Origin of the sequence: Salinibacterium sp. NSLL17, assembly GCF_015864935.1 — a bacterium.
Lineage (GTDB): Bacteria > Actinomycetota > Actinomycetes > Actinomycetales > Microbacteriaceae > Rhodoglobus.
The window spans coordinates 63,858-76,658 of the sequence record NZ_JADYWH010000003.1 but is presented as its reverse complement, the minus strand read 5'-3'; the positions used below and the strand labels follow the sequence as shown (position 1 = coordinate 76,658).

The 12,801-nt window shown below is 62.0% G+C and carries 15 protein-coding genes; 11 read left to right on the top strand and 4 right to left on the bottom strand.

Features of this window, described 5'->3' with window-relative positions:
- Positions 1 to 5 precede the first annotated feature (5 nt).
- The 3 genes from I6E51_RS13310 to I6E51_RS13300 are packed head-to-tail and all read left to right on the top strand — an operon-like array spanning position 6 to position 1,826.
- The gene (locus tag I6E51_RS13310) at positions 6 to 470 is read left to right on the top strand and encodes a VanZ family protein (protein ID WP_197110623.1); all 465 of its coding nucleotides are present in this window, start codon (positions 6 to 8) and stop codon (positions 468 to 470) included.
- Between the two features lie 19 nt (positions 471 to 489).
- A complete protein-coding gene (locus I6E51_RS13305; protein ID WP_197110622.1) occupies positions 490 to 1,152 on the top strand; it encodes a lysoplasmalogenase family protein in 663 nt (220 codons plus the stop codon).
- Positions 1,149 to 1,826 carry a hypothetical protein gene (locus tag I6E51_RS13300; RefSeq protein ID WP_197110621.1) on the top strand — a complete coding sequence of 226 codons (678 nt, stop codon included), beginning with the start codon at positions 1,149 to 1,151 and terminating at the stop codon, positions 1,824 to 1,826. Before I6E51_RS13305 ends, I6E51_RS13300 begins: the two co-directional genes overlap by 4 nt.
- Positions 1,827 to 1,922: 96 nt before the next feature.
- On the opposite strand, the gene I6E51_RS13295 is transcribed toward I6E51_RS13300, so the two are convergent.
- Entirely contained in the window at positions 1,923 to 3,104 is a 1,182-nt protein-coding gene (locus I6E51_RS13295; protein ID WP_197108799.1) for a MarP family serine protease, read from the bottom strand.
- Between the two features lie 94 nt (positions 3,105 to 3,198).
- On the opposite strand from I6E51_RS13295, the gene I6E51_RS13290 reads away from it, so the two are divergent.
- Both I6E51_RS13290 and rpsO read left to right on the top strand, forming a co-directional pair.
- Positions 3,199 to 4,032, top strand: coding sequence for a hypothetical protein (locus I6E51_RS13290; protein ID WP_197108791.1), 834 nt, complete (start codon positions 3,199 to 3,201; stop codon positions 4,030 to 4,032).
- Positions 4,033 to 4,150: 118 nt separating this feature from the next.
- Positions 4,151 to 4,420, top strand: a complete 270-nt coding sequence (gene rpsO, locus I6E51_RS13285; protein WP_009771894.1) for a 30S ribosomal protein S15 — start codon at positions 4,151 to 4,153, stop codon at positions 4,418 to 4,420.
- Positions 4,421 to 4,635: 215 nt separating this feature from the next.
- Here rpsO and I6E51_RS13280 read toward each other — a convergent pair whose 3' ends face one another.
- Complete coding sequence (locus I6E51_RS13280; RefSeq protein WP_197108789.1) at positions 4,636 to 5,244, bottom strand: HdeD family acid-resistance protein; 609 nt, start codon at positions 5,242 to 5,244, stop codon at positions 4,636 to 4,638.
- Between the two features lie 101 nt (positions 5,245 to 5,345).
- On the opposite strand from I6E51_RS13280, the gene I6E51_RS13275 reads away from it, so the two are divergent.
- The 6 genes from I6E51_RS13275 (at position 5,346) to I6E51_RS13250 (ending at position 10,534) form a co-directional block, all read left to right on the top strand.
- Positions 5,346 to 6,263, top strand: coding sequence for an NADP-dependent oxidoreductase (locus I6E51_RS13275; RefSeq protein ID WP_197110620.1), 918 nt, complete (start codon positions 5,346 to 5,348; stop codon positions 6,261 to 6,263).
- A gap of 48 nt (positions 6,264 to 6,311) precedes the next feature.
- The gene (locus I6E51_RS13270; RefSeq protein WP_197110712.1) at positions 6,312 to 7,538 is read left to right on the top strand and encodes a benzoate/H(+) symporter BenE family transporter; all 1,227 of its coding nucleotides are present in this window, start codon (positions 6,312 to 6,314) and stop codon (positions 7,536 to 7,538) included.
- A 92-nt stretch (positions 7,539 to 7,630) separates the two neighbouring features.
- Positions 7,631 to 8,455 (top strand): DUF4397 domain-containing protein, encoded by an 825-nt coding sequence (locus I6E51_RS13265; protein ID WP_197110619.1) that lies wholly within the window; start codon positions 7,631 to 7,633, stop codon positions 8,453 to 8,455.
- 69 nt (positions 8,456 to 8,524) lie between these two features.
- The gene (locus I6E51_RS13260; RefSeq protein WP_197108783.1) at positions 8,525 to 9,127 is read left to right on the top strand and encodes a class F sortase; all 603 of its coding nucleotides are present in this window, start codon (positions 8,525 to 8,527) and stop codon (positions 9,125 to 9,127) included.
- Between the two features lie 23 nt (positions 9,128 to 9,150).
- Positions 9,151 to 9,711, top strand: a complete 561-nt coding sequence (locus I6E51_RS13255) for an RNA polymerase sigma factor (protein ID WP_197110711.1) — start codon at positions 9,151 to 9,153, stop codon at positions 9,709 to 9,711.
- A complete protein-coding gene (locus tag I6E51_RS13250; protein ID WP_197108780.1) occupies positions 9,698 to 10,534 on the top strand; it encodes an anti-sigma factor in 837 nt (278 codons plus the stop codon). The genes I6E51_RS13255 and I6E51_RS13250 overlap by 14 nt, the downstream gene beginning before the upstream one ends.
- 53 nt (positions 10,535 to 10,587) lie before the next feature.
- Here the strand turns inward: I6E51_RS13250 and I6E51_RS13245 are convergent, their stop codons facing one another.
- Positions 10,588 to 11,595: a helix-turn-helix domain-containing protein gene (locus tag I6E51_RS13245; protein ID WP_197110618.1), complete on the bottom strand. Its 1,008-nt coding sequence runs from the start codon at positions 11,593 to 11,595 to the stop codon at positions 10,588 to 10,590.
- A 116-nt stretch (positions 11,596 to 11,711) separates the two neighbouring features.
- Entirely contained in the window at positions 11,712 to 12,677 is a 966-nt protein-coding gene (locus I6E51_RS13240) for an alpha/beta hydrolase (protein WP_197108776.1), read from the bottom strand.
- Between the last annotated feature and the right edge of the window lie 124 nt (positions 12,678 to 12,801).

Genomic DNA, 12,801 nt, shown 5'->3' with positions numbered 1-12,801 from the left:
GGTGGATGTTTCGGCGTCACCCTTATCTGAGCGCTGCCACGTTCAGTTATCTCGCCGTAGTGGCGTGGTTGACGTTGAGCCCGCAGGCCCCTGACCAACGCGATGGTCCGCTGTGGCAGTTTGCTGTCTTCCTTGATCGTTTCCCGGCGACGCAGTGGCTGACGTTCAACGATCTTGAGTTCGTCGCGAATATCGCGCTGTTTGTGCCGCTCGGGTTGTTCTTCGTGCTGTTGGTGGGTAAGCGTCGCTGGTGGCTCGCTCTCGGTCTGGCCGTCATTCTTACGGCGGGAATCGAATGGGTGCAGCAGTTCATTCCTTCTCGGGTATCTGACGTGCGCGACATCGTGTCGAATTCGCTGGGGGCCACGATCGGCGTCGTGGTGACGTTGAGCGTGGCGGCGGCTCGCGAGCGTGCTCGCCGGCGTCATCAACGCCGGACCAATTACGATAATTATTCACACAAACGGTGATTCGCCCTACGCTATGAGCGTGGTCAACTTCCGATGGTGTGGGATCTACGTCGCGGTGGCGATTGTGCACGTCGTGAGCCTTCTCGCGGGCTGGGACGCAGTGGCCAACCCGAGCAAATTTCTCCTCATGCCGACGCTCGGCGTGGGGGTCATTCTCGCGACCGCGCGCGGGTTTCGGTGGCCTGACTACGCCTTTATCGGTGCACTCACTCTGGCCTGGGTCGGCGATATTTTTGTAGCGGATGCCGCAAGCTCAAGCTTCATCATTGGGCTTGCCGCATTTCTCGCCGCCCACGCGGTGTACCTCGTGCTGTTCCTGAAGGCCGTGCGTTCCCGCCGAGTTCCGTGGGCTACCGCCGTCCTCCTCGTGTGGTGGGTGGGATTGCTCGTCGTGCTGCGGGCTGACCTTGGGTCATTTTTTGTGCCACTCGCGGCCTACGGGGCCGTGTTGGCGGCATCCACTGCCTCAGCGTTCGCGACCACTCGGCTCATCGCAACCGGAGCGGTGTTATTTTTGGCGTCTGACACCGCGCTTGCCTGGGCACTTTTTGCGCCAGCAGCGGTGTGGTGGCAGTCAGATGCTCTCATCATGACGCTCTACACCGGCGGTCAGCTTTTGATCGCGGTTGGCTTTGTTGCGGCACGAAGAGGCTCGCGGAACACTGCTAGCGTATCCGGGTGACTCCCGAGCCCTCCGAGCCTTCTGTGAACCGACGCGTCGCCGTCGTCCCTGTGGTCGTCGGGGTCGCTCTGTTGGTGGTCTTTGCTGTTGTCATGACCGTCGTCGTTACCTTGGCGGCGGCATCGACCAACGAGGAGCCGGCGATTCCGGTTGCCGCGTCGTCCTCGTCCGCACCATCGCTCGCACCACGCGCTCCGGAGCCTGAGTCGACCGTGGTTGCGCCTGCCAGTGAATCGAGTGGCAACGAGTGTGTCGATTTCACGCGCGAGGTTGCGTCGCTCGATATCGAGTCGGTACTGGTGGCGCAATCGGACCGGGAGGAAGTCGCGATCGAGTTTTCTCTCACAGCACCGGTCGATCAGAATTCATCCCAGCTCGGAATCTATGCGGAGACTGCTGACGGTGAGCGTGCCTACCAATTCTTAGTGGAGTTGGATGATGGCGAAATCGACGAGGTCTCGGCCTATGAGCTCTACCGCGACGACAGCGACAGCCTCGACACTGATGATGCCGAAGTTGATGGCTCCACTGTTCGCTTCCTTATTCCGCGCTCGATCGGCAAAAAACTCGGCGACGACTGGTCATGGTTTGGGTTTAGCGCGGCCGGCGAATCGACAATTGATACGTGCCCGGGAACACCGGATGCACCGGAGTACCTAATTTTCGGTCGCTAGCGGCCCGTGCTCCTCGCAGAGCTATGAATCGGTAACGAGTGGGCGGAGAGTTGCTCTCTGACCCGTCGCCGAGTTCCTGCGGCGTGAGGGCACCGGCTAACGCGCGATGCACGCCCCGCTAGAAACGGTGCTCGTCAGGTCTGCAGCGTTGTCTACTACCGGTTGAACGGCATCCAGCGTGAGAGCGTAACCGACGTTATTTTGTTCGGTGCTGCTGCCGAAAATGGTGCCGACGAACTCTCCATCGAGAGTGAGAAGCGGGCCGCCTGAATTGCCAGGATTTACCTGACCGGCGAGGGTGTAAACCTCCCGCGGCGCAGCTCCATCCCCATAGATATCGGGACTTTCAAACGTGCTGATGTGCTGCACGAGAGCGGCATGGGTGCTGAACGGACCGCCGTAGGGGTAGCCCTGGATCGCCGTGCTCGTTCCGGGGCGAGCGGTGACGCCGAGGCGCAATGGATCGAGGCTCAATCCGGGAACGGCGAGAACAGCGAGGTCGTTGACGGAGTCGAAGTACACGATGGTGCTAGGCAACACTTGACCGTTCAGCGCCTCCACGACGGGGTCTGTAGTGCCCGAGATCACGTGCGCGTTTGTCATCACACGCTCAGGGGCGATGACAAACCCGCTGCCGGTTTGACCCTGACCGCAGGCGTATGCGTTTCCGGTAATCCGTACGACCGATTGTGCAGCGGCCGCCAGTGCTGGACTGTCGGAGTCGATCGTCGGGATCAGAGCATTGGGGTCGCCGAGAGGGGAGCCGAGCAGGGGCAGAGCTTGTTCGGTGAGCACGGTTCGCCAGCGGGCGATGCTCGCTTCGACGACATCGGGGGTGATGTCTTGAATCGTTCGGATGACCGCAGAGGAGGCAATGGTGCGCGAGAGAACCGGCAGGCCAAGTTGGGCAGCGCTGAAGCTCACTGTCGAGATGACGAGGGCTGCAACGACACCGATCACCAGGCCACCAACCGCGCGGTTGGCTCCACGCAAGGCGCTGGTCTGGATTTCTACGTGGATTGCTTTGCCCGCAGCAACTCCCACAGCGTGGCCGAGGGCAACAAGCCCGATGGCAACAGAGATCGCAACTATCGCCCGCAGCTGGGGGAGAGCGACGAGCTGGGATGCTGCCGGGGCGAGCATCGTGGCAAAAAAGATGCCGACACCAACGCCTGCGATCACAAAGATGCCGCGAGTGAGTCCGATGACAAGGCCATAGATGACATACCCCAGCAGAACTACTACGAGGAGTAGATCGAGCAAGGGCGCCACGTTCATGGACTCAGCCTAAACTGCGTCGGCGCGTGACGTGTCGAGTTGGGCGAAAGCGAGACGCCAGATATTCTCTGACAGAACGATGTTGGGGGATCCGGTGAGCGAGTCAGCACACGAAGACCAGGCTCCGGCGACCCCAACGCTCGATCGCGGCTTTGGCGCTGCGATGGCTGCATGTCTCCGAGCGCAAGCTGATCATGAACCACGCACCTGGTTTCGGGCCCTTCGCGGAACGAGCCCGTTGTCTCCGGAAGCGAAGGATCTGTACCAGCACGGAGTCGGCGAGCTGGAGTCGGCAGTGGCGCTTGCCGCGCTGGGATCCGATTGGATGGTCGCGCACTCCGATGACGATCACGATCAGAGCGTGGGCGCCGACCACCTGGTGTTAGGCCCGGCCGGTGCCTTTATCGTGTGCAGCCGACGGCATCCGGGGGACAGAATTGTCACTGCGGGACGCATGATTTTGGTGAATGGTCACCGTGCCGCCTACGTGCGCGATGCAACAACTCGTGCGGTGCAATTGTCGGAAGAGTTTGTGCAACGGGGCGCGGCCGATGTCGCTGTGCGGCCGATCGTGGCGCTCACCGGCGCATCCGATCTCATCCGTGGCCGGTCGAAAGCACCGGTACCCGTGCTTGCTCTCGGCGAGCTGGCCGGCTGGTTGATCCGCCATGAAGCGGTGTATTCGCGTGCTCAAGTCGCGGCTCTCGTGCCGGTGGCTGGCCGCCTCGCGGGCTGGCAGGTTCGCCCTGCCGTCACGGGTGCGAGCGTTCGACTCACGGCACGATTCGAACGATTGCGAACAGAAGTGGATGCCGCCCGCCGGCGCTCGCGGCTGTGGATCGTCTTCGGGGCAGCGGTTGCCCTCGCGGCTACCGTCACAATGCTGGCGTTCGCGATTCCCGCTGTCTTTGCGCTCTTCTCGGGATAGTTCTGCCGGAGCATCCATTCTGCTAAGCTTTCAAGGTTGCCGTCTAACGGCCGCGGATAAAGAGAGCTCGCGCATTCAGCTATGAGCACCGCGCAACGACTAGAGAGGGGATTACCTAATGGCACTTGAAGCAAGTATCAAGAAGGCGATCATCGAAGAATACGCAACCCACCCAGGTGACACGGGATCCCCCGAGGTCCAGATCGCGATGATGACTCGTCGCATCCTCGACCTCACGGAGCACCTCAAGATGCACAAGCACGACCACCACTCACGTCGTGGACTGCTTCTTCTTGTTGGTCAGCGTCGCCGTCTGCTGGGTTACCTGCAGAACGTTGACATCACGCGTTACCGTACGCTGATCGAGAAGCTGGGACTGCGTCGCTAGTCGATTCGTCACACTTGCCAAAGGCCGTCATCGCAATGCGATGGCGGCCTTTGTTGTTTCCTACAGAGGCAGTGCGGTCCGACGAATGAGCTGCACTGCGTAGCGGCTGGACCCCGTGCGAGTTTCGCCAGTAATGAGCTGCACCGTTTAAACGGAATGGGGTCGGGCGAACCGTGCGGTTAGCCCGACCCCATTCGGTCGGTCGAGAGTGCTCCCTAGACGGTGGTGGCTGTGGCGCTTTCTGCGTCGGTCTTGGGCTTGCGCGGCAGCGTCAGCAGGGTGGTGAGGCTCACGGCGATCATGAGGATCGCGCCGATCGCGACGAGCGAGAAAACGCCCGCAGCGGGAAGCACGAACATGGCAACGCCAGCGGCCATCGAGACGATTCCACTAACCCAGCCAAACCAGCGGGGGTGGATGGTGCCGCGAACGCCGCCGACGAGGTCAACGATCCCTTCGAGAATCCAACCGATTCCGATGACGAGCGCGAGTGCGATGAGTGACTGGAAGGGGTTGGCAAGGCACAGGATGCCGGCAATGACGACGAGGAGTCCCAGGAGGCCGGTCGTCCAGCGCATTGGGGAGTCGAGGTTGTTGGCAACGAAGGCTGCGGTGACGCGGTACATGCCGGAGGCAATGAGGTAGATACCGAAGAGCACCGCGATGGTGAGCAACGTGGCGCCGGGGAACAGCAGGCCGATCACTCCCAAGACGAGTCCGATGACGGCGACCGCCATGAGTTGACCACGGTGCACGCGCAGCAAGCCGGGAAGAAGATCATTCACCGAAGTGGTTGGCGGTGTCGTGCTGTCAGACGAGCTCATGAGGGTCCTTATCCAGAGTTGTCAAGTGGTGCCTTACTCTCTCATTCTCCCAGTTCGATTGCCCCGGTGTGCAACTGCGACGCACCCATTAGGCTCGAACCATGTCGCGTCGTGTTACTTATTCTCAGCTCGGTGGGCCTGAAGTGCTCACGATTTCCGAAGTCTCTGAACCTCATGCGGGCGAAGGTGAGGTGCGAGTGCGGGTGAAGTTCGCCGGCATCAATCCCTTTGACTCGAAGGTTTTCAGGGGTGCAGCAACGGCTGCTCCTCAAGATGTGCAGTTTCCGAGTGGCAACGGCAACGATTTTGCCGGTGTCGTTGACGAGATTGGCGCTGGAGTTGATCGATGGGCCGTCGGGGATGACGTTCTCGGTGGCAAGGGCTTCAGCGGTCAAGCTGATTTCGTTGTCGTTCCCGCCGACAAGCTCGTCCGAAAGCCCAGCGATCTCAGTTGGGAACAGGCCGGTGGCCTCGACATTGTCGGGCGCACCGCGTGGGCGAGTGTCGAAGCAATCGATCTGACACCCGCCGATACCGTCTTGGTGAGCGCAGCAGCGGGCGGTGTCGGCGTTATTGCCGCTCAGCTTGCCATGCTCAAGGGTGCGAAAGTCATTGGCTCCGCCAGCGAATCGAACCACGAGTTCTTGCGTTCCCTCGGCATCCATCCGGTTCGTTACGGCGAGGGCATGGTCGAACGGATTCTGGAGATTAGTCCCGAGGGCATCACCGCGGCTCTCGACAACAACGGCCGCGAAACTGTGGATGCTGCGCTTGCGCTTGGCGCACCAGCTCACCGCATTAACACGATCGCCGACTACGCCGCCATTTCCGAATACGGCACATCGGGTATCGGTGCCGCCGGTGCGACCCCCGACGACCTCGCGGCGCTCGCCGCGCTGGTTGCTGACGGCTCCGTGCAGGTGCCGATTGATTCAATCTTCCCGTTTGAGCAGGTTTCTGAGGCCTACACGAAGCTCCTCGAGGGTCACTCCCGCGGAAAGATCGTTCTCGCGCTCTAGCGCACCACCTGGCCTAGCCCCGTCCCTGCGCAGAGAGCGACAACCACTATTTTCCAGCTCCTCACCACCGGCATCATTGCGGGCATCGCCGGTTTCGCGTCGTCGTTCACCCTCGTTGTTGCTGGGCTCCAGGCGGTCGGTGCTAGTGACGCGCAAGCGGCATCCGGTCTGCTGATTCTGACCGTGATGATGGGGCTCGTCACGATCGGTTTGGCCAGGCGGTACCGGATGCCGATCACCGTGGCGTGGTCGACTCCGGGAGCAGCGTTGCTGATCGTCGCGGCGCAGGGCGATGGCGAGTTTCAGGCGGCTGTTGGCGCGTTCATTGTGTGTGGGGTGCTCATCATGGTGTGTGGCCTCGTGCCGGCACTGGGCCGCCTCATCACTCGCATTCCGCAGCCGATCGCGAGTGCGATGCTCGCGGGTATCCTGTTTCCCATTTGTCTTGCTCCGATCACGGCTTCGGTTGACTACCCGTTGCTGGGGCTACCGATGGTCGTGGTGTGGCTGATCCTGTTGAGGGTGGCGCCGCGCTGGGCTGTGCCCGGCGCGCTCGTGGCGGCGATTGTCGCGATTGCGCTCACGACCGAGGGCAGTTTATTGGGGGATGCCGCCGTCGTGCCGCAGCTCACTCCCGTCGTTCCGATTTTTGATCCGATTCTGATCGTGAGCCTCGGCATTCCACTGTTTATCGTGACGATGGCGGGTCAGAATGTGCCTGGCTTCACGGTGATGCGCACCTACGGCTACGCGGTGCCCGCGGGTCCCGCGCTCACCGTCACGGGCGCAGCATCAGCGGCGAGTGCGTTCTTTGGAGGCCACGCTCTCAATTTGGCTGCCATCACGGCAGCGCTCACGGCAAGCGAGGAGGCGCACGATGACCCGAAGCGGCGGTGGATCGCATCGGTGTCCGCTGGGGCAACCTACGTCGTGATCGGGCTGGCCGCTGGCTTCGCCACAGCGCTCGTCTCGGTAGCGCCTCCGATCGTCGTTGTTGCCATTGCGGGGCTAGCGGTAATCGGTGCTCTCATCACATCGGTGCGCACGGCTCTGGATGCTCCCGAGCACCGTATCGCGGCCATAGCGACCTTTCTCGTCGCCGCGTCGGGCATCACCGTGATCGGAATCGGCTCCGCGTTCTGGGCGCTCATCGTGGGAGCGGTCATCATGGCGTGGCTCGGTTGGCGCCGAAAAGCTGCTCCGGCAGCCACGCCCGCTGGCCCGGAATCAACTCCGGAGGGCGCCGAGCGGACCGCCCCAGAAAAGAAACCCTAAAGTTTTTTGAGATTGCTGCATCCAAAACAGGGGTTCAGCCGGAAGTACTCCATGTAAGGCGATTTACGCCCGACCATGAGAGGACAAGAACAGTGCGAAACAAAATTTTTGCCGGTGTAGCCGCCGGAGCGATTGCCGCCGTAGGAGTCGCTATCCCCGCCAATGCCATCTCGGACACCACTGCTGACCTGTATGTTCTGCACGCTGTGCCGGGACTCACCGTAGACGTCTACGTCAACGGTGAACTCACCCTCGACGACTTCGAGCCCGGTGACCTCGCAGGCCCCCTCGACCTCCCCGCCGACACGTACACGGTCGCCATCACCGCTTCTGATGCTGCCGACGACTCGGAGCCCGCTATCGGCCCCATCGACCTCACGCTCGAAGCCAACACGAGCTACACCGCTGTTGCTCACCTCGACGAGTCTGGCGATCCCACGGCGAGCCTCTTTACCAACGACCTCAGCACTGTTGCTGCGGGTGAAGGCCGCTTGACCGTTCGCCACACTGCGGCAGCCCCTGCTGTCGACGTGCTCGCCAACGATGCAGTCGCCTTCGACAACCTCAGCAACCCCGACGAAGTGAAGGCTGACCTCGCGGTCGGAACCATCTCCGCCGCTGTCGCGCTCACCGGAACCACTGACCCCGTCATTGGCCCGGCCGACGTCGAAATCGCCGAAGGTGTCAACACGATCGTGTACGCCTGGGGCAGCGCCGCAGACGACAACCTCACCCTCGCCGTGCAGACCATCGACGGTCTCCACTCGAACCCCGGTGGAGTAGACGCCGGAACCGCAGGACTCGCCGCTGACAACAACAACGGCATCCTCGTCGCCGGTCTCGGTGGCCTCGCAGCACTCCTTGCTCTCGCAGGATTCGCCGCAACTCGACTCTCCGCCGCACGCTCAGCGAAGTAGTCACCAGCACAACCTCCACAGCACGATCCAGTAACACCAGCACTCACATACCCCAGCAAGGAGAACGTCATGGCCCCGAGAATCCTAGCCCTCGCGGTCATGGCGCTTCTCCTTGCTGGCTGTGCTGCAGCCCCCGCAGAATCCATCGCCCCGGTGCCGGCACCACTGCCCACGGCAGAGATCGATGTGCCCCGCCAGTCCAGCGAACTTGCGCCGGTAGAGCAGCTTGCTGCCCCGGTTCGCATTCAGATTCCCTCCGTGGGCGTGGACATCTCGATTGCTCCGGTCGGTATCCAGCCCGACGGCTTTATGGAGATCCCCGAAAACATCACCGTTGCGGGTTGGTACCAATACGGCTCGTCTCCGAGCAGCGACACAGGGTCTACTGTCATCACGGCCCATGTCGACGACTTCATTCAAGGTCTTGGACCGTTTTCGCGACTGGCATCGATGCCAGCTCAAGCGGAAATCATTGTGACAACCGACGATGGCGTCGATCACCGCTATCAACTCGAATCGGTTCAGAACATTCAGAAGGCCCAGGTCCCACTCGACCAAGTGTTCGATCGAGACGGAGCGCCACGCATCGTCCTTCTCACCTGTGGTGGACAGTTCGACGAAAATGTGCGGCAATATTCTGACAACGTTGTAGCGATCGCTAACCCGCTATGAACGACATCCTCAACCGGAGAGCAATGACGGACAACGAAGCCGCAGACGAAGCCCGCATGACGCAGGCGTTCATCGCTGGTGACGAAGCCGCACTCGCCGAGGTCTATAAACGTTGGTCGTCGCTCGTCTTCACCCTTGCTGTTCGCTCGCTCGGCGACCGTGGCGACGCGGAGGATGTGACTCAAAAGGTTTTCGTCTCGGCCTGGACCGGGCGCTCAAGTTTCAAGCCCGAACGTTCGAGCCTCTCCGCGTGGCTTGTCGGAATCACGAAGAACAAAATTGCGGACACGCATGAGGCGCGGGCTCGAATTCGTCGGCTCCAAGAAGAGTTGGCCGCCACAACATCTCGGGGAGACGCAGTCGTGGAAGACTTCGACCTAGCGGACACGCTCATGATCGCCGACGAAATCTCTCGTCTCGAACCAGATGCTCAAGCGATCATGAGATTGGCATTTTTCGACGATCTCACCCACAACCAAATAGCCGACCGTCTCGAACTACCTCTCGGAACGGTCAAGAGCCATATCCGGCGCAGTCTGCAACGGATGCGAACACGATTGGAGGCGACTTATGCGACACGTTGATCCAGAGATCCTGGCGCTGCTCGCCCTCGGTGAGCAAGTTGCCCTTCCTGAAGACAGTGTGCACGTCAGCGAGTGCGACCAGTGCCGCCGCGAAATCGAGGTTTTGTCCCGCGCCGCGATGGTTGGTCGCTCAACCTTCGACGCCGGTGAGTTGCTTCAGCCGCCCTCGCGCGTGTGGGAGCGCATCAGCGACGAACTGGCGCTGACAGCAGAAGACGCTAGTGCGACATCCGCCCCCGCTGTTGGCGATGCTGGCGACAGGGTGCCCAGCGATGAGCTGGCCCAGAAACGCGTCGAACGAGACGACGTCGCGGTGGACGAGTCAGCTGCAACGATTACTGCGGAGAGTGGCACAGTGCACTCGCTTGCTGAGCGTCGTCGCCGTCCGTGGATCGGCATCGTTGCTGCAGCGGCCGCCGTCGCCCTGGTGGCGAGCGCGGGAACCGCACTGTGGTCAACGTTCCGCCCGGCTGAACAGCCCACCATTCTCGCGAGCGCAACGCTCGCTGCATTTCCCGACTGGCCAGATTCCGCCGGCGAAGCAAAGCTCGAGCAACTGCCCGACGGCACGCGGGTCATTGACGTCAATTTTGATGCTCCCGCGACCGACGGCGGTTACCGCGAAGTGTGGTTGATCACGACGGATGCCACGGCTCTCGTCAGCCTCGGAATCGTCGAAGGCACGTCAGGTCAGTTCACGGTGCCCGACGGTCTCGATATCTCGAGTTATGACCTCGTGGACATCTCGGAGGAACAGTTCGACGGAAACCCGGCTCACTCCGGCGACTCCATCGTGCGAGGTCAGCTCTCCAGCGACGCGTAGCGAGCGCCGCTGAAGCGTTGGTCCGGTTCTGTTCGGCTTAGTTCGGGCTCAGCTCAGTCGAACCGAGCGGTCTCCAAGCGGTGAAGGGCAAGAGCGACAGAGAGGCGTGTGCGACCGCGCGAGGTTCGCACATCGAAGCCGAGCTTCGCGCTGAGTTCCTCCGCGCGGGACTGCACCGTCGAGTGGTGAAAGCCGAGCGTCGCGGCGGCGGCCCGCAAACTTTCACTCGCAGCGAGAGTGTCGAGCATCGGCAGGATGCGCGGAGTCTCGCGGATAACGACGCCGAGCGATTGCAGATCGCAATTTTCCGGAGCTCCGGCGGGACTGATTTCGGCGAGCAACAACAGCGAACCAAGATCGTCGCCATAAAGCACGGGCTCATGATCGGAAGTGAGGCGCAGCGCCGTGAGTGCCGATAACCAGGAACGTATGAGATCGGAAGGGGAGGCAGCGATGCCGATGCCGGCGCGCGGAGCGGCCACGGCATCCGTGCTCAGTACGATCTCGGCGCGCACAGCACCCGCGACGGTAGTGATCACGGCAGACGGCCCGGCTGCGGCGTTCATGGTGCTCGCTGGCTGAGTGATCACGCGATAGCGGGTTGTGGCCACCAAATGGAGAGCGTGGGCTGCGGCCTGTCGGCTCTCGGCGCTCTCGGTCGAATCGAGCAGTGTTTCGACCGGGTTGTGAACGGACTCAGCAGGCCCGGTGCGTTCGAACAGGATGCCGAGGGCGAGCGCAACTCGTTCGAGAATCATGTCGTCGTTCGCGTGGGCGTTTCCGTCGCGTTCGATCCATACGGTGCCGCCGCCGGTGACTGCCCGTGTTGGCCAGAACGCCGGTGTGCCCGCTTCTGGGCTGCGACGTCCGCGCTCATCAACGCGAAGGGTGAGAGCTGGCGAGGTAAACCCGGCGGGGCATCCGGCAAGCATGCTGGCACCGCGCAAGAGAACTTCAGCGCTCGCGTGGCCTGCGGTGAGCGCGTCGAAGTACGAGATCACCCGCAGGGTTTCACTGGCTTCGGGATCGAGCGCTTTCAAGCGCCCGGCTAGTTCTTGCATTCTCGTTCCGCCCTCTGTGGTTCGAGCCCTACTCTATTGCGGCCTGCCCAGAACGAACAGTCGCAGTCAGGGCTCGAACCGCAGGGGCACTGGTGGCGCTGGACCCTGCTGGCTCGTTACACGCCGAGCGTGCGGCGCAACCAGTTGAGGCGAGCGTCTTGAGTGGCGATAGAGAGGGCGGCGAAAGGAGCCATGGCGTCGTAACCGTGGAAGCCACCGGGCCAGACGTGCAGTTCGCAGTGGCCGCCCGATGCCCAGATGGTTGAGGCGTAGGCGACATCTTCGTCGCGGAATACTTCCGAGGTGCCCACGTCAATAAAGGCGGGCGGCAAGTTGCTGAGGTCCGTCGCGCGCGCGGGTGCCGCATAGATCGAGACGTCATCGGTCTTGCGGCGGTCTCCGAGCAGGGCATCCCAGCCGGTGTCATTGCTACCACGATCCCAGACTCCTGTGCCGTCGATCTGATAGCTCGACACCGTCTCGTTGCGGTCATCGAGCATCGGGTAGATCAGCATTTGAGCGGCAAGCGCGGGTCCCTTGCGGTCGCGCGCCAAGAGCGTCGTGCCCGCAGCAAGGCCGCCTCCAGCGCTACCACCAGCAATAACGAGCTTCGTCGCGTCGATTCCGAGCCGTGCTGCGTTCTCCGCCGTCCACACGAGAGTTGCGTAGCAGTCCTCGACCGGAGCAGGGTCAGGATGCTCGGGAGCCAACCGGTACTCGACCGACACCACAACGGCATCCAATTCTTCGACCCAGGCGAGCATTGTCTCCATGCCGCTGAAGCGGTCGCCAATGATCATCCCACCGCCGTGCGTGTGAACGATGCCTGGCCCGGCAACTGTGTGATCGTTGCGGTGGAAAATGGAGACCAGCAGGTCCCCACCGGGACCAGCGAAGGTCTCTTCGCGGTGAGTGATCGCCCGCCCTTCGAGCAAATCGGCGACGGGCGTAGCCAGCCCGGCCCGAAAAGGCTCGATCATCGCGGGAGTGAGCGTGGGCGGTAGCTGCTCGTTCACGATCAACAGCACTGCAGCCAGTTCGGCATCGAACGGGGGAGCGGAATGAACATTGTTCGTAGTCATGAGACCTCCATTGGTCTGCGTCACGCCAGTGTGACGGCCTATCTCCACGCTAGAGCGTGGCGGCTCCGCGTCAGTACCGCCAGCCATTCCACGTTCAGAGTCCCTTAACCGCCATGTGGCGGTA